The organism is Achromobacter pulmonis, assembly GCF_021733725.1.
Classification (GTDB): domain Bacteria; phylum Pseudomonadota; class Gammaproteobacteria; order Burkholderiales; family Burkholderiaceae_B; genus Achromobacter; species Achromobacter pulmonis.
Genome location: NZ_JAIFOT010000001.1, coordinates 245402 through 266799, shown reverse-complemented (window position 1 = coordinate 266799; position 21398 = coordinate 245402). Strand labels below are relative to the sequence as shown.

19 protein-coding genes are annotated in these 21398 nt (G+C 66.3%); 13 read left to right on the top strand and 6 right to left on the bottom strand.

The window, feature by feature from the left end:
• Positions 1-105 precede the first annotated feature (105 nt).
• From K2W61_RS01275 to K2W61_RS01230, 10 genes are all read left to right on the top strand, one after another.
• Positions 106-1128, top strand: coding sequence for an RluA family pseudouridine synthase (locus K2W61_RS01275; RefSeq protein WP_175134904.1), 1023 nt, complete (start codon positions 106-108; stop codon positions 1126-1128).
• Positions 1116-1880 (top strand): peptidoglycan editing factor PgeF, encoded by a 765-nt coding sequence (pgeF, locus tag K2W61_RS01270; protein ID WP_175134905.1) that lies wholly within the window; start codon positions 1116-1118, stop codon positions 1878-1880. Before K2W61_RS01275 ends, pgeF begins: the two co-directional genes overlap by 13 nt.
• Positions 1881-1992: 112 nt before the next feature.
• On the top strand, positions 1993-3630 hold the full coding sequence (gene phaC / locus K2W61_RS01265) for a class I poly(R)-hydroxyalkanoic acid synthase (RefSeq protein ID WP_175134906.1): 1638 nt from the start codon (positions 1993-1995) through the stop codon (positions 3628-3630).
• Positions 3631-3705: 75 nt separating this feature from the next.
• A complete protein-coding gene (locus tag K2W61_RS01260; RefSeq protein WP_175134907.1) occupies positions 3706-4443 on the top strand; it encodes a 3-ketoacyl-ACP reductase in 738 nt (245 codons plus the stop codon).
• Positions 4444-4561: 118 nt separating this feature from the next.
• Positions 4562-5131: a polyhydroxyalkanoate synthesis repressor PhaR gene (phaR, locus tag K2W61_RS01255; protein WP_175134908.1), complete on the top strand. Its 570-nt coding sequence runs from the start codon at positions 4562-4564 to the stop codon at positions 5129-5131.
• Positions 5132-5346: 215 nt separating this feature from the next.
• Positions 5347-5883, top strand: a complete 537-nt coding sequence (locus K2W61_RS01250) for an iron transporter (RefSeq protein ID WP_175134909.1) — start codon at positions 5347-5349, stop codon at positions 5881-5883.
• An 8-nt stretch (positions 5884-5891) separates the two neighbouring features.
• The gene (locus K2W61_RS01245; RefSeq protein ID WP_419761627.1) at positions 5892-6230 is read left to right on the top strand and encodes a cupredoxin domain-containing protein; all 339 of its coding nucleotides are present in this window, start codon (positions 5892-5894) and stop codon (positions 6228-6230) included.
• A 14-nt stretch (positions 6231-6244) separates the two neighbouring features.
• Positions 6245-7090, top strand: coding sequence for an FTR1 family iron permease (locus tag K2W61_RS01240; RefSeq protein ID WP_175140729.1), 846 nt, complete (start codon positions 6245-6247; stop codon positions 7088-7090).
• A gap of 58 nt (positions 7091-7148) precedes the next feature.
• Positions 7149-8534 (top strand): 4Fe-4S binding protein, encoded by a 1386-nt coding sequence (locus tag K2W61_RS01235; RefSeq protein ID WP_175140730.1) that lies wholly within the window; start codon positions 7149-7151, stop codon positions 8532-8534.
• Positions 8535-8594: 60 nt separating this feature from the next.
• Entirely contained in the window at positions 8595-9467 is an 873-nt protein-coding gene (locus K2W61_RS01230) for a PhzF family phenazine biosynthesis protein (protein ID WP_175140731.1), read from the top strand.
• A 163-nt stretch (positions 9468-9630) separates the two neighbouring features.
• Here the strand turns inward: K2W61_RS01230 and K2W61_RS01225 are convergent, their stop codons facing one another.
• From K2W61_RS01225 to cphA (K2W61_RS01205), 5 genes are all read right to left on the bottom strand, one after another.
• The gene (locus K2W61_RS01225; RefSeq protein WP_175134914.1) at positions 9631-9969 is read right to left on the bottom strand and encodes a BON domain-containing protein; all 339 of its coding nucleotides are present in this window, start codon (positions 9967-9969) and stop codon (positions 9631-9633) included.
• A 78-nt stretch (positions 9970-10047) separates the two neighbouring features.
• Positions 10048-10212, bottom strand: coding sequence for a DUF1328 domain-containing protein (locus K2W61_RS01220; protein WP_006389411.1), 165 nt, complete (start codon positions 10210-10212; stop codon positions 10048-10050).
• A gap of 26 nt (positions 10213-10238) precedes the next feature.
• Positions 10239-10439 (bottom strand): CsbD family protein, encoded by a 201-nt coding sequence (locus K2W61_RS01215; protein WP_006389412.1) that lies wholly within the window; start codon positions 10437-10439, stop codon positions 10239-10241.
• A 559-nt stretch (positions 10440-10998) separates the two neighbouring features.
• Positions 10999-13569 (bottom strand): cyanophycin synthetase, encoded by a 2571-nt coding sequence (gene cphA, locus K2W61_RS01210; protein ID WP_236754966.1) that lies wholly within the window; start codon positions 13567-13569, stop codon positions 10999-11001.
• A 61-nt stretch (positions 13570-13630) separates the two neighbouring features.
• Positions 13631-16246: a cyanophycin synthetase gene (cphA, locus tag K2W61_RS01205; protein ID WP_236754965.1), complete on the bottom strand. Its 2616-nt coding sequence runs from the start codon at positions 16244-16246 to the stop codon at positions 13631-13633.
• Positions 16247-16506: 260 nt separating this feature from the next.
• On the opposite strand from cphA (K2W61_RS01205), the gene K2W61_RS01200 reads away from it, so the two are divergent.
• Both K2W61_RS01200 and K2W61_RS01195 read left to right on the top strand, forming a co-directional pair.
• Positions 16507-18795, top strand: coding sequence for a cyanophycin metabolism-associated ABC transporter (locus K2W61_RS01200; protein WP_175134918.1), 2289 nt, complete (start codon positions 16507-16509; stop codon positions 18793-18795).
• A gap of 21 nt (positions 18796-18816) precedes the next feature.
• Positions 18817-19287, top strand: a complete 471-nt coding sequence (locus tag K2W61_RS01195) for a cyanophycin metabolism-associated DUF1854 family protein (protein WP_175140733.1) — start codon at positions 18817-18819, stop codon at positions 19285-19287.
• Positions 19288-19290: 3 nt separating this feature from the next.
• Here K2W61_RS01195 and K2W61_RS01190 read toward each other — a convergent pair whose 3' ends face one another.
• Complete coding sequence (locus tag K2W61_RS01190; RefSeq protein ID WP_175140734.1) at positions 19291-20430, bottom strand: GNAT family N-acetyltransferase; 1140 nt, start codon at positions 20428-20430, stop codon at positions 19291-19293.
• Between the two features lie 124 nt (positions 20431-20554).
• Here K2W61_RS01190 and K2W61_RS01185 point away from each other — a divergent pair, with 124 nt between their 5' ends.
• Positions 20555-21397, top strand: coding sequence for a ferritin-like domain-containing protein (locus K2W61_RS01185; protein ID WP_175134921.1), 843 nt, complete (start codon positions 20555-20557; stop codon positions 21395-21397).
• The last annotated feature ends 1 nt before the right edge of the window (position 21398 follow it).

Here is a 21398-nt window from a genome sequence, read left to right as displayed (position 1 = left end):
CCGACCCGCTTCGGGAGGCGGGGTTCAAGGGAGCTGCGGGGTGGTGAATCACGAGAATCGTATCCTTGGTGGTAGCATGGCAGGCTGATTATATGATTTGTCTCCATGTCTGCTACAGCCTTCAGCGCAGATCTCGTTTCCGACGATGAACTCCTGGACCTTCCCGGTGATTCCCCGGGCAACGACCCAGGCGCGAAATCGCGAGGCGAACCGCAACTTGTAACGGTGCCCGCGGGCACGCGCGCCGACCGGCTCGACAAGGTGCTGGCCGGGCTGTTGTCGGACCATTCCCGGAGCCGTCTGCAAGGCTGGATCGAAGCCGGCAACGTCCACGTGAACGGCGCTCCCGGCAAGGTGCGCCAGACCGTCGGCCCCGGCGACGAGATCAGCGTCTGGGCCCAGCCCGCGCCGGAAACCCTTGCATTTTCGCCGGAACCCATCGATTTTCCCGTGGTGGACGAAAGCCCGGACTGGATCGTGGTGAACAAGCCCGCCGGCCTGGTGGTGCACCCCGGCGCCGGCAACTGGAGCGGCACGCTGCTCAACGGCCTGCTGCACCGCTACCCGGAACTCGCCCAGGTGGCCCGAGCCGGCATTGTCCACCGGCTCGACAAGGATACTTCCGGCCTGATGGTGGTCGCGCGCAACGAGATCGCGCAGACCCACCTGGTGCGCCAGTTGCAGGCGCGCAGCATGGGCCGCGAATACGTGGCCCTGGCGCATGGCTGGCTGGCCGCCGCCGGCAAGGTGGATCGCCCCATCGGCCGCGATCCGCGCGTGCCGGTGCGCATGAGCGTCGAGCGGCCGGTGGCGCCCAAGCCGGCCGTGACCCACTACGCGCCCGCGCGGCGTGGCGCGGTCGAGCCGGGCGGGCGTGTCAGCGAAGTCGTCTGCCGCCTGGAAACCGGCCGCACCCACCAGATCCGCGTGCACCTGGCCAGCCTCGGCCATCCGCTGCTGGCGGACACCCTTTATGGCGGCAGAAACATGGCGGGCGCGCAGCGGCAGATGCTGCATGCCCGCGCCCTGCATTTCGACGATCCGGGCGGACGCGGCGAAGTCGAGTTCGCCGCGCCGCTGCCGGCCGACATGACCCTGGTCCAGGAAGCGATCGCATGGAACGCATGATCGAAGGTTTGCCCGTGGTGACCGGTCCCGCCTGGGCGGGCGTCAACTATTTCTGTACCACCCGCGCCGGCGGCGCCGGTAGCGCCCCGCACGATACGCTCAATCTGGGCCTGCGGGCCGGCGACGATCCCGATATCGTGGCCGAGAACCGCCGCCGCCTGCGCGCCGCGTTGCCCGCCGAGCCCTTATGGCTGCGCCAGGTGCACGGCAGTGACGTGGTCGACGCGGACGCGCCCGGCCTGCCTGACACGCCGGCGCTGGACGCCAGCGTTACCGCGCAACCGGGCCGGGTGCTGGCCGTGATGGTGGCTGACTGCCTGCCGGTGGTCATGGCCGACGCCGACGGCCGCGTGCTGGGCGCGGCCCACGCCGGCTGGCGCGGCCTGTCCGGCGGAGTGCTGGAGCACACCCTGGCGGCGATGCGCGCCAAGGCGCCGCAGGCCACGGCCTGGCGCGCCTGGGTGGGGCCCGGCATCGGGCCGGAGGCGTTCGAGGTCGGGCGCGATGTATTGGATGCCTTCATGGCGGACGACGCCGCCGCCGAACGCTATTTCCGGCCCCGGCCGGGCGTGCCGGGCAAATGGCTGGCCGACCTGGCCGGCCTGGCCGAATTCCGCCTGCGCCGCGCCGGCGTGCAGGCGGTCAGCCAGAGCGGCTTGTGCACGGCGACGGACGCGGCGCGCTTCTTTTCATACCGCCGCGATGGCGAAACCGGCCGGATGGCATTGCTGGCCTGGCTGGATCCGGTTTGATCCAGCGCAAGGCGGGTGCACCCGCCTTGCGACCCTCATTGAATACCCGCATTGACAGCCCTTGACCCGGCATGCAACATCAATCGGGAAGTCTCGATAACAAGGTGTCGAAGTGAATGCCAATCTCTCCGCTTCAGGGCCCCATCCGGTGAGCGTGGCTCCGGACGTCCTGGCCGATATCCAGGCTGAATTCTCGCGCGAATGGCAGCGGCTGTGCGACGACGCCCGCCGTGGCGCGCTGGCGCCGCCGTCCGACCGCCGTTTCGCCGGCGAGGCGTGGGCGGCCAATGGCCAGCATCTGCTGATGGCGCATACCTATCTGCTGTCGGCCCGCGCCATGTCGCGCATGGTCGACGCGGCCCAGGTCAGCGAACCGATGCGCGACCGCCTGCGTTTCTCGATCATGCAGTGGGTCGACGCCTTGTCGCCCTCGAACTTCCTGGCGCTCAATCCGGACGCCCAGCGATCCATCGTCGAAAGCGCCGGGCGGGCCCTGAACGAAGGCCTGGCCAACCTGCTGGGTGACGTCAAGAAAGGCCGCATCACCCAGACCGACGAGACCCAGTTCGAGATCGGCCGCAATGTGGCGACGACGCCTGGCGACGTGGTGTTCGAAAATGCGCTGTTCCAGCTCATCCAGTACAAGCCGGTGACCGCCACGGTGCACCAGATTCCGCTGGTCATCGTGCCGCCGAACATCAACAAGTTCTACATCCTCGACCTGCAGCCCGAGAACTCGTTCGTGCGCCATGCGCTCGAACAGGGTTTCACCGTGTTCCTGATTTCCTGGCGCAATCCGCTGGCCAGCGATACCGACGGCATCGACCGCGCCACCTGGTCGGATTATCTCGACGACGCGGTGCTGCAGGCCCTGCGCGTGGCCAGCGACATCTCCGGACAGCCACAGGTCAATGCGCTCGGTTTCTGCGTCGGCGGCACCATGCTGGCTTCGGCGCTGGCGCTGGCCGAGGCGCGCGGCGAGCATCCGGTGGCGGCGTTGACGCTGCTGACCTCGCTGCTCGACTTCCACGATACCGGCGTTCTCAGTGTCTTTGTCGACGAGGCTCACGCGTTGCTGCGCGATCACCAGCTGGGCAATGGCGGCTTGATGCCGGGGCGCGACCTGGCCACGACGTTCTCGTTCCTGCGACCCAACGAGCTGGTCTGGAACTACGTGGTCGGCAACTACCTGAAAGGCCAGAAACCGCCAGCCTTCGACCTGCTGTTCTGGAACGGCGACAGCACCAACCTGCCGGGTCCGTTCTTTTCCTGGTACTTCCGCAACACGTATCTCGAAAACAATCTCAAGGTGCCGGGCCGGGCGCAGGCCGCGGGCCTGCCGCTGGACCTGACGCGCCTGTCGATGCCGGCGTATATTTTCGGTTCGCGCGAAGACCATATCGTGCCCTGGGTGTCGGCCTATGCCTCCACCCAGGTGCTGCGCGGGCCGCAGCGCTTCGTGCTGGGGGCTTCGGGGCATATCGCCGGCGTGGTCAATCCGCCCGCCAAGAAGCGTCGCAGCTATTGGGTGGCAGACAATCTCGGCGCTTCCGGCCAGCCCTTGCCGGGCGATCCCAACGCCTGGCTGGCCCAAGCCCAGGAGAAGCCGGGCAGTTGGTGGCCGGATTGGGCGGCCTGGCTCGCGGGGCATTCCGGCAAGCAGGTCAAGGCTCGTGCAAAATCAGGTAATACCAGGTATCGGCCAATAGAGCCGGCCCCTGGCAGGTATGTGAAGGTCCGGGCCGCCTGAAACCGCGAAGGCGGTGGGCCCAGGCCAAGAAGAAATCAATCAACGAGGCGTCCGTCGCACACAGGAGGAAGTCCAATGAGCGGAAAACTGGCTTACGTTACAGGCGGGATGGGCGGGATCGGCACCTCTATTTGCCAACGCCTGGCCAAGGAAGGCTTTCGCGTCGTGGCAGGCTGCGGCCCCAGCCGCAATTACCAGCAATGGCTGGATGAGCAGGCGGCGCAGGGATATACCTTTTATGCTTCCGTCGGCAATGTGTCCGACTGGGATTCCACCGTGGCCGCTTTCGAGCGCGTCACGGCGGAACTCGGTCCGGTCGACGTGCTGGTCAACAACGCGGGCATTACCCGCGACGGCCTGTTCCGCAAAATGACCGCCGATGATTGGCGCGCGGTCATCGACACCAACCTCAACAGCCTCTTCAACGTGACCAAGCAAGTCATCGACGGCATGGTCGAGCGCCAATGGGGGCGCATCATCAACATCAGCTCGGTCAACGGGCAGAAAGGCCAGTTCGGCCAGACCAACTATTCCACGGCCAAGGCCGGCATCCATGGCTTCACCATGGCGCTGGCGCAGGAAGTCGCCAGCAAGGGCGTCACCGTCAACACCATTTCGCCCGGCTACATCGGGACCGACATGGTGCGGGCGATCCGTCCCGACGTGCTGGAGAAAATCGTCGCCACCATTCCGGTGCGGCGCCTGGGCACGCCGGAGGAGATCGCGTCGATCACGGCCTGGCTGGCTTCCGACGAATCCGGTTTTTCCACCGGGGCGGATTTCTCGCTCAACGGCGGCCTGCACATGGGCTGACGCATCGCGGGCCGCCCGGCGGGCGGCCTTTCCGCCGCGCAGCCTCGGGGAGATGGGGCCGCGGCATTACACTTCTCCTTATTCGAAGTCTTAGAGATCGCCCGATCCGGGGACAACCATGACGCAAGCACAAACCGGCGCCAGCCTGCGCCTGATTAAAAAGTACCCCAACCGTCGCCTGTACGACACCCGGACCAGCACCTACATCACCCTGGCGGATGTCAAGCAACTGGTCCTGGCCAACGAGGAATTCCAGGTCGTCGACGCCAAGAGCGCCGAAGACCTCACCCGCAGCATCCTGTTGCAGATCATTCTCGAAGAAGAGAGCGGCGGCATGCCCATGTTCTCGTCGAACATGCTGTCGCAGATCATCCGTTTCTACGGCCACGCCATGCAGGGCATCATGGGCTCTTACCTGGAAAAGAACATCCAGGCCTTCATGGAGATCCAGCAGCGCATGGCCGAGCAGTCCAAGGGCCTGTATGGCAGCCAGTTCGGCCCCGAAGCCTGGACGCAGTTCATGAACGTGCAGACGCCCATGCTGCAGAACATGATGAACAACTACATCGACCAGAGTAAAAACCTGTTCGTGCAGATGCAGGATCAGATGCAGGACCAGACCCGCGCCATGTTCTCGACCTTTCCGTTCACCCCTGGCGGCGCGCAGGGTGGCGGGCGCAAGCCCTGAAAAAAGGCGCGGCGATGCCGCGCCGCGGACCGTGTGATCAGCCGGCGTGGCTTTGCCCGCCGGCTTTTGTTTTGCTTGACGGGACGCAACGGCGCGGCAATTTCAGACTGTTCCGATTCAGGGAGGTGTCAGATTTTTTCGTTACATTAATGCAAACGGTTCTTGTTTATGTTTATAGGACCCGTCGTATCAATCGTGCTTCGAGGATGACCCACATGATGAAGAAAGCCCTGGCCCTGGCCATCGTCGCTTTGAGCGTGTCCGCCGCCCAAGCGGCTGAATACCCCATTGGCAAGCCGGTGGAAAAGGGCGGCATGGAAATCGGCGCGGTCTACCTGCAGCCGATCGAAATGGATCCCCCGGGCATGATGCGCCCCGCCAAGGACTCCGACATCCACCTCGAAGCGGACATCCACGCCACCGCGGGCAACCCCACCGGTTTTCCCGAAGGCGAATGGATGCCCTACCTGGTCGTGAAATACGAAATCCAGAAGGTCGGCAGCCAGAACGTGCAGAAGGGCACCTTCATGCCCATGGTCGCCAACGACGGTCCGCATTACGGCGAGAACGTCAAGCTCGAAGGCCCGGGCAAGTACAAGCTGAAGTACACCATCCTGCCGCCGACGGCCGACAAGATGAGCCACTTCGGCCGTCACATCGACAAGGAAACCGGGGTGGGTGACTGGTTCCAGCCGTTCGACCTGGAATATGAATTCGTCTATGCCGGCACCGGCAAGAAAGGCGGCTACTGATCGTGCGGATCCTGCTTCGCGTCGTCGTGGCGTTGTTGATCGGCCTGGCCGGCGTGGCGCCGGCGCTGGCCGACGAACTGCCGACCTTCACGTTGCGCTTCAAGCCCGACGGGACGTTCGAGCCGGCCACGCTGGAAGTGCCCGCCGGCCGCTTCAAGATCGAACTGATCAACGAGAGCAACGAGCCCGTGGAATTCGAGAGCATTCCGTTGCGCAAGGAGAAGGTACTGGGCCCCGGCGTGAAGTCGTTCGTCGTCATCACCATCTCGCGCCCGGGTGAATATCCCTTCTTCGATGACTTTCACCAGGCGGTGAAAGGCACCCTGATCGTCAAGCCCAAGGAATAGGCAGGCCGCATTACATGGAACAGGTTCTTTTCATCGTCTGGCGCGAAAGCGTCGAAGCGCTGCTGGTGGTGGGCATTCTGTACACCTGGCTGCGCTCGACGCCGGAAGGCAAACGCGGCCTGAAATATCTGTGGGGCGGCGTGGCCGCCGGCCTGGCGCTGGCCGTGGCGCTGGCGCTGGTGCTGCTGGGCGTGTCGTCATGGCTCAGCGACGAAGGCCAGGAATGGTTCCAGGCCATCATGTCGCTGGCGGCGTGCGCATTGGTGGTGCAGATGGTCGTGTGGATGAAAAAACATGGCCGCACCCTCAAGGGCGAACTCGAGAGCGGCGCGCGCTCCTCGGTCGCCAGCGACAACTGGTGGGGGCTGCTGGTGCTGGTGGCCATTGCCGTGGCGCGCGAGGGCAGCGAAACCGTGGTGTTCCTGTATGGCACGGTGGCGGCGGGTGACGGCGGCAGCGACATGCTGAAGCTGGCCCTGGCTGGCGTGGCCGGTTTCGCGGTGGCGCTGCTGACTTTCTGGCTGTTGCAACTGGGCGGCAAGCTGATCACGTGGCGCCGTTTTTTCCGCGTTACCGAAATCCTGCTGCTGCTGCTGGCGGGATCGCTGCTGGTGGGCGGGCTGGATCACCTGATCTCGCTGGACGTGCTGCCGACGCTTGTCGACCCGGTCTGGGACAGCTCCTGGCTGCTGAGCGACAGCACCGGCCTGGGCAAGATCCTGGCGGATTTCGCCGGCTACCGTGCGCTGCCGGCCCTGATCTCGGTGTTGCTGTGGGGCGCGTACTGGGTCGTGGTGTGGCTGCTGCTGCGCCGGGTGGGAGTGAAACCCGCTGCGGTGGCGGCGCGTGCCGCATCCTGATGTGGCGTCGTCATGAATACCGACGCTTTTATCGGACTGAATTAATGAAGGTTTGACCATGGCAGCTGCACTCGGGAGGGCAACCTCCCGTATCGCCGATTTTCTCCGAGACCATGCCCCTCTGTTGCGCAAGCTGCAGTGGGGCATTGTTGCGATATACGCTTTCCTCCTGATCGTGCCGGCCATCATGCCGCTACCGGACAACTCAGCCTCGGTGTTCAACAATCTGACCATCGTGGCGCAGTTCGCTTTCTGGGGCGTCTGGTGGCCGTTCGTGCTGGTCTCCATGCCCATCCTGGGACGGGCATGGTGCGGCTGGTTCTGTCCGGAAGGCATGCTGACCGAATGGGCCAGCGAACGCGGCCAGGGGCATGCCATTCCCAAATGGATGCGCTGGGGCGGGTGGCCGTTCGTGGCCTTTGCGCTGACCACCGTCTATGGTCAGCTCGTCAGCGTGTACCAATATCCCTTGGCGGTGTTGGCGGTGCTGGGCGGTTCGACCGTGGCGGCCATGATCGTGGGCTGGCGCTACGGCCGCAGCAAGCGGGTCTGGTGCAAGTACCTGTGCCCGGTCAACGGCGTGTTCAACCTGCTGGCCAAGCTGGCGCCGTGGCACTTCAAGGTCGATGAAGAAAAGTGGCGTCATCCGGTGATCCGCATCGAACCCATCAACTGTGCGCCGCTGGTGCCCTTGCGACACATGAAGGGCGCCGGCGACTGTCACGTGTGCGGCCGCTGCAGCGGCTATCGCGGCGCCATCGCGCTGACGCCGCGCTCGCCCGAGGAAGAGGTCGTCAACGTCACCGATGGCGAGCCCTGGCAGACCGTGCTGCTGTGCTTCGGCCTGATGGGCATCGCCATGGGCGCCTTCCTGTGGAGCGCCAGCCCGTGGTATGTGACGGCCAAGCAATGGGCCGCGACCTGGCTGGTCGAGCACGACATCATGTGGCCGCTGCTGGACAACGCGCCGTGGTTCATCCTGACGCATTATCCGGAAGTGAACGACAGTTTCTCGTGGCTCGATGGCGCTGGCATCCTGATGTTCGTGGTGGGGGCCACGGTGTGCGTGGGCGGCGCCGCCTTCCTGTCGCTATGGATCGCCGACCGGCTGGCGCCCGCCGCCGAGGATGCCGCCGGCTGGTTCCGTCCGGGCCTGCACAAGCTGGCCCAGGGGCTGATTCCGTCGGCCGGCATCGGTGTGTTCCTGGGGCTGTCGGCCACCACCGTCAATCTGCTCAAGCACGAAGGCGTGCGCGCCGCGTGGGCGGCGCCGGTACGCTTCACCCTGCTGACGCTGGCGGTGCTGTGGACGCTGCGGTTGTTCGCGCGCCTCTTGAACCAGCGTCCGGTCGGTCTGGTCCGCAAGATCGCGGCGTGGCTGGTGTTGGCGGCAGGTCTTGCGCCGTTCTGTTGGTCCTGGGTGCTGTTCTTCGCCATCTGGTAGGCGTCTTGCGCTACAGTTTGGGGCTTCGCCGCCGGTGGCGGCTCCCCGGTTGGATCCCTCATGGCCTCCTACGCATTCCGCCTCCTCAACGTCTTCGCGTCCAGCACCTTCACCGGCAATCCCCTCTGCGTGTTCGAAGACGCGCGTGGCATGGACGACACCACCATGCGCGAGTTGGCGGCGCAGTTCAATCTTTCCGAAACCACTTTCATCCTGCCATCCGACGTGGCCGATGCGCGGGTGCGCATCTTCACGCCCGGCTTCGAAATGGGGTTCGCCGGCCATCCCACTATCGGCACCTCGCAGGTGGTGCGTGACCTGCTCAAGTCTGGCGATGCCTTGACGCTGGAGTTCAAGGCTGGCGTGGTGCCGGTCACCGCGCAGGGGGACGCCTGGACCTTCACCGCGCCTTGCCCGAACGGCGTGCGCACGGCGGCGCCGACGTTGCCGGCCGCCGATATCGCCGGGCTGGTCGGCTTGGGCGTGGACGACCTGGCGGACGACCCTGTCTGGGTGGATACGGGCGCGGAGCAGCTGCTGGTGCCGCTGAAAAACGTCGACGCGTTGCGGCGGGCCAAGCCGGATGCTGCGCAGCTGGATCGCTGGCAGGCCAACAGTCTGGGGCGCAAGGTCTGCTACCTGTTCGCTTTCGACCCGAGCCGGCAACAGGATGGGCGCGATGTCGTGGTGACGCGTTACTTCTATGCCAAGCCCGGCGGCGGGGTACAGGAAGATGCTGGCACCGGCTCGGCCTGCGCCAACCTGGGCGGTTGGCTGCGGCATCGGCAACATGCATTGCCCGCCAGTTTCCGGGTGGAGCAGGGCGACCAGATGGGCCGTCCGTGCCGATTGCTGCTGGACGTGCTGGCCGATGGCCGCATCCAGGTGGGCGGCCGTGCGTTGGAGATCGGCCGCGGTACGGTAGACGTTTGAGGCTGTGCGCCGGTCTGGCTTGGCCGGACCGCCTTGCCGCCGGGGGCAAGGCAGCGCGGTGTGCGCACTGCGCTGCCGTTGTTCCGCCCCCCAAACGAAGAACGGCGCCTGTGCATGAGCACAGGCGCCGTTTTTCATGGCACGGCCATTCAGGGCCGGGGCGTTACTTCTTGTTCTTGGCGGGGTCGACCTTGATGTCGTTCATGACCTGCTTCACGCCTTCGACGCCGCGCGCCACGGTGGCGGCGTGATCGGCTTCGGCGGCAGTGCCGACGCTACCGGTCAGCTTGGTCACGCCATCGGTGGTTTCGACGGCGATGTCCAGCGCGCTCAGTTGCTTGTCGGCGACGAAGGCGGCCTTGACCTTGGTGGTCACGGTCGCGTCGGACGCGTATTCGCCCACGGATTGCTTGGGCTTGCCGTCATTGGCGGCAAAGGCCATGGAAGTGAAGACAGCGCCCGTACCCAGTGCGGCGGCGGCGATCAGCTTGCGGATTTCCATAGTTGTGCTCCTTGTAATGTGGTTCAGCGCGTTCGAGATGCAATGGCTGAGCGAAAATTCTCGGGGTGCGATGTTCTTCTATTTCTTGCGGAATGCGCCGCCCAGAATGGACAGCAGCGCCAGGACCAGGAAGACGAAGAACAGGATCTTGGCGATACCCGCGGCTCCGGCGGCGATGCCGCCAAAGCCCAGGACAGCCGCGATGATCGCAATGACGAAGAAAACGACGGCGTAGTGCAACATGTCAGCTTCTCCTGGTAGCGTGGGGATCAGGGGTTGCGATCAAAGAAATCGCGTACTTCCTTTTCCGCCTGTTCCTTGGTCTTGCCATAGCGTTCCTGGATCAGGCCGGCGAGACGCTCGGCGTTGCCTTCCGTGCGGGTCAACTCGTCGTCGGTGAGCTCACCCCAGGCCGCCTTGGCCTTACCGGTCAGTTGCTTCCACTTGCCAGCAATGATGTCGTTATTCATGGTGACCTCTCTTCGTTGTGGCGGATGCGGCGGCTCATGGCCTATGAGCGTCTGCATTCGCGGTTGAGTTGGGCACTGATCAGCTTGAGTTCAAGGTACAGGCCGGCCGCGCGCCCTGTCAAAGGACGCTGTGGGTAAATGTAACTGCCGGGGACGGGGCAAATCGCGCGTCCTTCGACGAGGGGTAGCGCAGGCGTACCAAGAGCGGGAGTTACATCTGAGCAACGTATTGAGCCGTTTTGAGCGGGGCAGGTAACGGAGGCCTACCTGACGGAGGCCTACCCGACCCGCACCTCGGGCGAGACGGCAATAGCGGCGAGCAGGCGGGCCATCCGCGGCTGGCCGGGTGGCCGGCGCGCCGGTATAGTCGGGGCAGGTTCCGCACACGAGTTTGCTGCCCGCGTGGCCGGGACCCCTTCACACAGAGAGGACATGCATGACGCAACGATTCCTTGGCACGATCCTGCTGGCGCTGGCCGCGATGGCTGCGCTCGGTTGCACCCACGTGACGGACCGGTACCAGGCGGCGGCGCCTGACCTGTCGGTCCCGCGACCGGGATCAGGCTTCGCGGATGCGTTGGGCGATGTGCGCCAGCGCTTCTTCCACCTGGTCTACCAGGATCAGGCACAGGTCGCCGGCGCTCAGGCGCGCCAACGCCGTGTCGATGGCCAAGAACTCGCCGTGGATCTCCTCGATGTGGCGAGTGCGGCTGGCGTTGACCAGGCCTTGCTGCAACAGGGCTAGTACCTCACCGTCGGCGCGACCACGCTGGCATTGATCCTGGTATAGCAGCACGTCGTCGAAGGCCTCGCCGAGGATCTCGGTCTGCATGCGGATGTCTTCGTCGCGACGGTCGCCAGCGCCGCTGATGACCACCGAGCGACGCTTGGCGGGCATGGCGTCGACCGCGCGCACCAGCGCCAGGATGGCATCCGGATTGTGGCCGTAGTCGGCGATCACGGTGGCGCCGCGATAGTCGAACACATTGAAGCGGCCGGGCGCGGTCTGCGCGTCGTTGACGAACGTGGCCAGGCCGCGGCGGATGACGCTCCAGTCCAGACCCAGCGCCCAGCCCGCACCGATCGAGGCCATGGCGTTCTCGACCTGGAACACGATGGCGCCATTGCGCGTGAGCGGGATCTCGGCCAGCGGGAAGCGGGTTTCCTCGGCGCCCTGGGCCGCGACGATGGCATCGCCGTCGCGGTAGACCACGCGCAGGCCCTGGGCGCGGTGCGTGGCCATGACCGGGTGGTTACGATCCTCGGCGAAATAGGTGATCGAACCGGGGCAGCTGTGGGCCATTTCCGCCACGATGGGATCGGCGGCGTTGAGCACGGCGGTGCCGTTCGGGTGCACGTGCTGCACGATGACGCGCTTGACCACGGCCAGATCCTCGACGGTGCTGATGTAGCCCAGCCCGAGGTGGTCGCCCATGCCGATGTTGGTGACGATGGCGACGTTGCAGCGGTCGAAGGCCAGGCCTTCGCGCAGGATGCCGCCGCGCGCGGTCTCGAACACAGCGGCGTCGACGTCCGGATGCATCAGCACGCTGCGGGCGCTGCGCGGGCCGCTGCAGTCGCCAGTGTCGATGCGCAGATTGTCGACGTAGACGCCGTCGGAGTTGGTCATGCCGACACGGTTGCCGGCCACGCCCAGGATGTGCGCGGTCAACCGCACCGTGGTGGTCTTGCCGTTGGTGCCGGCCACCGCCACCACCGGGATGCGGCCATCCTCGCCATCGGCGAACATGTTGGCGATGATGGCTTCGCCCACGGCGCGACCCTTGCCGAACGACGGGTTCAGGTGCATGCGCAGGCCCGGCGCAGCGTTGACTTCGACCACGCCGCCGTTCTGCTCTTCGAGCGGGTGGTGCACGCTTTCGGCCACCACGTCGACGCCGCAGATGTCCAGGCCGATCATGCGGGCGGCCGAGACCGCGCGCGCCGCCATCTCGGGATGCACTTCATCGGTGACGTCGGTGGCCGAGCCGCCGGTGCTGAGGTTGGCGTTGTTGCGCAGGAAAATCAGGGTTCCCGGCGCTGGCACCGAATCGGCATCGAAGCCCTGCTTTTTCAGCGTGGCCAGCGCGATCTCGTCGAAACGGATCTTGGTCAGCGAGGTGGCGTGGCCGTCGCCGCGCAGCGGGTCGGCGTTGACCTGGTCGACCAGTTGGCGGATGGTGTGCACGCCGTCGCCGGTGACCTGCGGCGGATCGCGGCGCGAGGCGGCCACCAGTGCGCCGCCCACCACCAGCAGGCGGAAGTCGTGGCCGGGAATGTAGCGTTCGACGATGACTTCGGCGCTGATCTCCTCGGCCACTTCGAAGGCCTGGATCACGCGCTCGCGCGTCTCGATATTGACCGCCACGCCGCGGCCCTGGCTGCCGTCGCGCGGTTTGACCACCACCGGGCCGCCCAGCTCCTGGGCGGCGGCCCAGGCATCTTCGGCGCTGGTGACGGAACGGCCCAACGGCACAGGCACGCCGGCCGCGTGCAGCAGCATCTTGGTCAGGTCTTTGTCCTGCGCGATCGATTCGGAGATGGCGCTGGTCAGGTCGGTTTCGGCGGCCTGGATGCGGCGCTGCTTGCTGCCCCAGCCGAACTGCACCATGCTGCCCTGCGTCAAGCGGCGGAAGGGGATGTTGCGGGCGGTGGCGGCATTGACGATGGCGCCGGTGCTGGGGCCCAGGCGCACATCCTCGTCCAGTTCGCGCAGGCGCTTCAGTGCGTCGGCCAGGTCGAACGGCGCGTCGTCCAGCGCCGCCTGAACCAGCTGCTGCGCCAGGTCCATGGCGAGACGGCCGACTTCTTCCTCGCTGTATTCCACCACCACCTGGAATACGCCCGGCTCAATGGTGGAGGAGGCGCGGCCGAAGGTGACGGGGCAGCCTGCGTGGGCCTGCAGCGTCAACGCGACGATCTGCAGTACGTGCGCGATCGAGACCGCGCCCTGGTGGCCCTCGGGACGCAGCAGGCCGGTCTGCGGCAGGCGCGCGCGCAGGCGCGCTTCGAAGTCGGGCAAGTTGTCGATCGAGCATTCGGCATCGGCGCACGACACGATGGCTTCGATCGCCGTGTTCTTGCTCCACAGATTGGGGCCGCGCAGCGCTCGGATACGGGAAACTTCCATGGCAGGTATTCCTGTCTAGCTTAGGCGCGCCGCGACAAGGAACGCGGCGCGCGCAATGATGTCAGTGTTGCTGGATCCAGCGGCGGACGAGATCGATGGTCGGGCCAGAGAAGGCTTCGTCGGATTGCAGCAGCACGAAGTCGCCGGCGGCGATGCCAGAAAGCTGGCTTTCGATGGCCTTGCCGTGATCCGGCTCGTCCAGGATCTGCTTGACGCGGCTGCCTTGTTCAAGGCCCTGGCGCAGCAGCGCGCGCGCCTGCCCGGCCGGGCGCTTGCTGGTGACGGTGCTGTCGTCGTACAGCACCACGCGGTCGAAGGCATCGCCCAGCAGTTTGCCCTGTTCGATCAGGTCCACGTCGCGGCGGTCGGCGCCGGCCGAGTACACGGCGGCGCGGGTGGTCGCGGGGAATTGGTCGATGGCGGTGATGAGCGGGCGCAGCGCGGAGGCGTTGTGGACGTCGTCCACCACCACGGTGCTGCCGTTGCGCTCGAACAGCGTGAACTGCCAGGGCGCGTCGGCCTGGTCGATGTCGAAGGTCTCGATGCCGGCGCGGATCAGTTCGACCGGAATGCCGAGCGCCCAGGCGGCGCCGACGGCGGCCAGCACGTTCTCGACCTGGAAGGCGACGCGGCCGCCATGCGTGAGCGGAATGGCGGCGACGTCGGCCAGGCGCTCCTCGTGCGCGCCTTGCGCCAGCACGATGGCGCCGTCGCGCACGAACACGGCGCGGCCGTCCTGTTGCAAGTGGGCGGCGATGGCGGGCAGGGCCGGGTCGATGCCGAAGAAGATCACGGCGCCGTCGCACAGCTCGGCCATCTCCACCACGCGCGGGTCGCGCGCGTTGAGCACGGCGGCGCCGGTGGGCAGCACCACGTCGACCTGGGTGCGGAACACATTGAACATGCGTTCCGTTTCGTTGATGTCGAAATCGCCGAGGTGATCGGCATCGTCGATGTTGGTGACCACGCCCACCTGGCAGCGATCATAGGCCAGGCCCTGGCCCAGGATCACGCCGCTGTCGTTCTCGATGACGGCGGCGTCAACGTTGCGGTTCATCAGCACGCGCGTGCCCGAGGCGAAGTCGGCGTGGTCGCCTTTCTGCACCAGGCGGCGGTCGAGGTACAGGCCTTCGCTGCAGGCCAGGCCGGTGCGCTTGCCCGACAAGTGCAGCAGGCGCGCGACCAGGCGCGCCACCACGGTTTTGCCGTTGGTGCCGGTGACGCCGACGATGGGGATGCGGCCGGCATCGCCTTCGGGAAATAGATGGTCGACGATGGCGCGGCCGACCGGGCGCGGCGTGCCGTCGGCCGGCTTCAGGTGCATCAGCAGGCCAGGACCGGCGTTGACTTCGACAATGGCGCCGCGCTGTTCGTCCAGCGGGCGCGAAATGTCCTCGGCCACCAGATCCACGCCGGCGATGTCCAGGCCGACCACGCGGGCGGCCAGGGTCACGGTGGCGGCGACGCTGGGATGCACGCGGTCGGTGACGTCGAAGGCGACGTTGCCGCTGCGCTGCACCAGCACGCGCTGGCCATCGGCCGGCACGCTGTTTTCGGACAGGCCCTGCCGGGCGATTTCGAGGCGCGCGGCCGAGTCCAGCCGCACCGGGTTGAGCGGATGGTTTTCGGTGCGGCCGCGGCGCGGGTCGGTGTTGAGCTGGTTGTCGATCAGCTCGGTGATGGTGGATTTGCCGTCACCCGTGACCCAGGCCGGCTCGCCGGCGGCGGCGGCCACCATGCGGTTGCCGACCACCAGCAGGCGGTGTTCGTTGCCCAGCACGAAGCGTTCGACGATGACGCCGCTGCCTTCGTCCACGGCGACGCGGTAGGCGGAGATCACTTCGTCGCGGGTGGTCAGGTTGGTGAACACGCCGCGGCCGTGGTTGCCGTCGTACGGCTTGACCACCACTGGCAGGCCGATGTCCTCGGCGGCCGACCAGGCGTCGTCCTCGCTGTCGACCAGGCGGCCTTCCGGCACCGGCACGCCACAGGTCGAGAGCAGTTCCTTGGTCAGGTCCTTGTCGCGCGAAATGCCTTCGGCGATGGCGCTGGTGCGGTCCGTCTCGGCCGTCCAGATGCGGCGCTGGCGCGCGCCGTAGCCGAACTGCACCAGGTTGCCTTCGAACAGGCGGATGTAGGGAATGTCGCGGTCATCGGCGGCATCGACGATGCACGCGGTGCTGGGCCCCAGGCAGTGCTGGTCGACCAGCCGGCGCAGGCGCGCCACCGTGGCCTCGACGTCGAACGGGCGGTCTTCGATGGCGGCCATGACCAGATCGCGGCCTTCGTTCAGCGCCGCGCGCGTGACTTGTTCCTGCCAGGCGCGCACCACGACCTTGTAGACGCCGCGGGTGGAGGTTTCGCGGGCCTTGCCGAAGCCGCCACGCAGGCCGGCCAGATTCTGCAACTCAAGGGTGACATGCTCGAGAATGTGGCCGGGCCAGGTGCCTTCTTTGACGCGGGCCAGGAAGCCGCCCCGCACGCCCGGGCTGCAGCGGTGCTCGATCAAGGTCGGCAGCCAGGCAGTCAGGCGCTCGTAGAAGCCGGGAATCGTGTTGGAGGGGGAGTCCTCCAGTTCGCCGATGTCCACCCATGCCTCAAGTACCGGACGGTACGTCCAAATGTTCGGGCCGCGCAAAGCCACGACATCGAGAAATTCAATGTCTTTCTTTTTCATGTTTTAATTTACTTGAGAAGCAGGTTGGCACGCGCGGACGCCCCTGTGCAAGACCGCGGATTTATTGGGGTTGCGCCTTAAGAATAATGCCAACGAGTGGGGGATCCCAGATATTCCTAATTAGAAAAATCGGCTGATACTATACGACGCCTTCAAAGGCGTGAACTCGTTGTGTTGTAAGGAAGGGACACGTTTCCAGCCTGGTGCCGGAAAGCCGTCGCCGCCTTGTAGGGCAGAGTCCTGGCCCGGTATGCGTTCCAATGAAAAAACCACACCTGCTTTCCGGCCTGGCCGAAGCCTTTCCTGCCCGTTGGCGGGATGAATTCCGCGCGGAACTGGCGCAGGGTGAAACCCTGCTCGCCTGGCTCGAAATAGACCTGGATCAGCGCCTGAAGTTCCGCCCGGGCCTGGTCGCCGTGACGGACCGCCGCCTGATCGCGCGCAATCCGGCCGATACCGCTTGGGAAAGCTGGTGCTACGGTCCCCAACTGTCCCTTAATCTATCCGACCATGCCGGCGCCGCCGTGCTGGAATTGCACGATGACGCCGCCCGCCTGGGCATCTGGCGATTCACCCTGGCTTGCAACCCGGCCGCGCTGCGGCTGCTGGGGCAGTTCGAGGCGCAGCAGGCCATCCGCCTGTCGGGCCGGCCGGCCGCGGTCCCGGGCGAGCGCCCATGCGCCATCTGCAACAACACCATCCCGGCCGGGCAGGAGGAGTGTCCGACTTGCAATCAGGAGCAGGCGGCGCCGTCTTCAACCTGGGCGCTGCTGCGCCTGTGGCGCTTTGCGCGGCCGTATCGCGGCCCGCTGTTGGCCGGCTTCCTGCTGACCCTGCTGGGCACCGCGGCGACCCTGGTGCCGCCTTACCTGACCATGCCGCTGATGGACGATGTGCTGATCCCGTTCCAGAACGGCGCTCCCATCGATTACGACAAGGTCCGGCTGTACCTGGGCGGGCTGCTCGCCTCGGCGTTCCTGGCATGGGGGTTGGGCTGGGCCCGCACCTATATCCTGGCCTGGGTCAGCGAACGCATCGGCGCGGACCTGCGCACCACGACCTATGAACACCTGCAACAGCTGTCGCTGGAGTATTTCGGCGGCAAGCGGACGGGCGACCTGATCTCCCGCATCGGCAGCGAGACCGACCGTATCTGCGTGTTCCTGTCGCTGCACCTGCTGGACTTCGCCAACGACATCCTGATGATCGCCATGACCGCGGTGATCCTGGTGTCGATCAATCCCTGGCTGGCGCTGGTCACGCTGGTGCCGCTGCCGTTCATCATCTGGATGATCCACGCGGTGCGCGATCGCCTGCGCCATGGCTTCGAGAAGGTCGATCGCATCTGGTCGGAGATCACCAACGTGCTCGCCGACACCATTCCCGGCATCCGCGTGGTCAAGGCCTTCGCCCAGGAAAAGCGCGAAGTGGCGCGTTTTCGCGAGGCCAACAACCGCAATCTGGAAGTGAACGACCGCGTCAACACCACCTGGTCGCTGTTCTCGCCCACCGTCACGCTGCTGACCGAGGTGGGCCTGCTGGTGGTGTGGATCTTCGGCATTTGGCAGGTGTCGCAGAAGCAGATCACGGTGGGCGTGCTGGCGGCGTTCCTGGCGTATATCGGGCGCTTCTACACGCGCCTGGATTCGATGAGCCGCATCGTGTCGGTGACGCAGAAGGCGGCCGCTGGCGCCAAGCGCATCTTCGATATCCTGGATCATGTGTCGAGCGTGCCGGAACCGCAGAACCCGGCCAGGCTGCCGCAGATCAATGGCCGCATCGAGTTGCGCGATGTTGGTTTCCGCTACGGCAATCGCCAGGTCATCCGCGGGCTGGACCTGAGTATCGCGCCCGGCGAAATGATCGGCCTGGTGGGCCACAGCGGTTCGGGCAAGAGCACGCTGATCAACCTGATCTGTCGCTTCTATGACGTGTCGGAAGGCGCGATCCTGGTGGACGGCGCCGACATCCGCTCGTTGCGGGTGGCCGACTACCGCCGCAACATCGGCCTGGTGCTGCAGGAGCCGTTCCTGTTCTTCGGCACCATCGCCGAGAACATTGCCTACGGCAAACCGGATGCCACGCGTGACGAGATCGTCGCCGCGGCCCGCGCCGCCCATGCCCATGAGTTCATTCTGCGGCTGCCGCATGGTTACGACTCGCTGGTCGGCGAGCGCGGCCAGGCGTTGTCCGGCGGCGAACGCCAGCGCATCTCGATCGCACGCGCGCTGCTGATCGACCCGCGCATCCTGATCCTGGACGAGGCGACCTCGTCGGTGGACACCACCACCGAGAAGGAGATCCAGAAGGCGCTGGACAACCTGGTGCGCGGCCGCACCACCATCGCCATCGCCCATCGCCTGAGCACCTTGCGCAAGGCCGACCGGCTGGTGGTGCTGGATCGTGGCCAGATCGTGGAGCAGGGGCCCCACGAGGCGCTGATGGCGCGCGAGGGCGCATACTATCGCCTGTACCAGGCGCAGGCGCGCCAGGCCGAGGCCGACGCGCAGTCGTCCCCGGGCAGCGACGACATGGCCGCCGTGGCCTGACACGGAACCGAGATAACCGTCATGACGCTTCCCGTTTTCCAGTTGCGACGCAATGCCTTCGGGCGCCTGGTGTTCCAGGGCGCCGATGGCGTTGCGCACGAAGGCGTGATCCCGGTACGCGCCTTTCCCATCAGTGAGGCCGACCGCGGTTTGTCGCTGGTGACCAGCGAAGGCCGCGAATTGCTGTGGGTCGAACGGCTGGCCGAGGTGCCCGCCGCCGAGCGTGCGCTGATCGAAGAAGAACTGGCCGGCCGCGAGTTCATGCCCGAGATTCGCAAGCTGTCCAGTGTGTCCACCTTCGCCACGCCCAGTGTCTGGAGCGTGGAAACCGACAGGGGACCGACCCGGTTCACGCTGCGCGGCGAGGAAGACATCCGCCGCCTGGGGCCGCAGACTTTGCTGATCGCCGACAGCCACGGCATCTTCTACCTGGTGCGCGACATTCTGTCGCTCGACAAGCACAGCCGCAAACTGCTGGACCGTTTCCTGTAGGCCTCAGTCCGGCGCCGCGCGCTTGAACGGCGTGTGGGCCTCGAGTTCGCCCAGGTAGTCGTCCACCGCGGCGGTTTCCTCGTCGAGAAAATGCTGGATCGCGGCCGCGAAGCGCGGGTCGGCGACCCAATGGGCCGACCAGGTAGGCGTGGGCAGCAGCCCGCGCGCCATCTTGTGTTCGCCTTGCGCGCCGCCTTCAAAGCGCGCCAGGCCGTGGGCGATGCAAAAGGCGATGGCCTGCAGGTAGCAGGTCTCGAAATGCAGTCCCGGCACGTATTCCGTCGCGCCCCAATACCTTCCGTAGAGCGCGTCGCCGCCCGCCAGGTTCAGGGCCGCCGCTACCGGCTGGCCGTCGCGCTCGGCCAGGATCAGCACGAAAGCGTCGGGCTGGTCGTGGTAGGCGCGCAGGAAGAATTCGCGGCTCAGGTAGGGCGGATTGCCGTGGTTGAAATAGGTGTGGCAATAGCACTGGTAGAAGAAGTCCAGGGCGGCCGCGTCGATCTGCGCGCCGCGCAGCCAGCGGAACGCCAGCCCGGCCTGCGCCACTTTCTTGCGGTCCTGGCGGATCTTCTTGCGCTTGTCATGGCTCATGGTGGCCAGGAAGGCGTCGAAGTCGGCGTAGCCAGGATTGGTCCAGTGGAACTGCACGCTTTCGCGGATCATGAATCCGGCGTGGCGCAGCGCGCGCAGGTCGGCCGCGGCGGGAAACAACAGGTGCAGCGACGAAACCTGGATCTCTTCGGCGAAGGCCACCAGCCCGCGCACCAGCGTGTCGCGGTCTTCGTCGCGGGCGGCCAACAGGCGCGGACCCGAAACGGGGGTGAACGGCACCGCCGCCAGCAGTTTGGGGTAGTAGCGCAGGCCATGGCGTTCGAAGGCGTCGGCCCAGGCGTAGTCGAATACGTACTCGCCGCGGGAATGCGATTTCAGGTATAGCGGCACGGCGCCGGCCAGGGTGTCGCCACGCCACAGCATCAGGTAGTGAGGCGACCAGCCGGTGCGTGGCGCCGCGCAGCCGCTGTCGTGCAGGGCATGCAGGAAGGCATGCCGCAGGAACGGCTGGTCGCCGGCCAGCGCGTCCCACTGGGGGGCGGCAACGCGGGACAGGTCGGTTTCGATGGTCAGGCGGAGCGGCGAATCCATGGACGAATGATAAAGTCTCCGCTGGCGCGCGGCGCACCGCGCCTGATGAGTGCGCAGGGTTATTGTGTTTGCTTTGGTCTTTGTCCAGCGGGCGGCTCGCGGCCGCCGCACAGCGGAAATCCTGATGGATAGCAATTCGATCCTCCCCCCCGACGGCAATCGGCCGCCCCCTCGCGACACGGCCTGCCTGCGGGCCCAGGCGCTGCAGGCGCTGGCCGCCTGCGGCTGGGCCGACAAGCTGGCGCGCGTGCGCGCCATTGACGACGATGCGCCACTGGACCGCGCGCGCCCCTACGCCGCGCTGGCCGGGCTGCCGGGCCGGCCAGCCGCACCGGCGCTGGTCGCGCCGAACGAGGTGCCGCAGCGTTCCATGGCCACGCAGGAGGGCCGCGCCGCGCTGTTGCACGCCCTGGCGCATATCGAATTCAACGCGGTGAACCTGGCGCTGGACATCCTCTGGCGCTTTGCCGGCATGCCCGAGGCGTTCTATCGCGACTGGTTGCGGGTGGCGCGCGAAGAGGCCAGCCACTTCGAACTGCTCAACCAGCGCCTTGCCGACCTGGGCCACGCCTACGGTGATTTTCCCGGCCACAATGGCCTGTGGGAAATGGCCGAACGCACCCGCGACGATCTGCTGGCGCGGCTGGCGCTGGTGCCGCGCACGCTGGAGGCGCGCGGGCTGGACGCCTCGCCGCTGATCCGCAACAAGCTGGCGGGCGCGGGCGATGCGCAGAGCGCGGCCATCGTCGACATCATCCTGCGCGACGAGATCGGCCATGTGGCGATCGGCAACCATTGGTTCAAGCGGCTGTGCGCCGAACAGGGCAGGGAACCGGTCGCCTGCTACGCCGAGCTGGCCGCGCGCTACCGGGCGCCGCGCCTGCGCGGGCCCTTCAACCTGCAGGCGCGCCGCGCCGCCGGCTTCGACGACGCCGAGCTGGCGGCGTTGCAGGCGGACCGGGGATAGC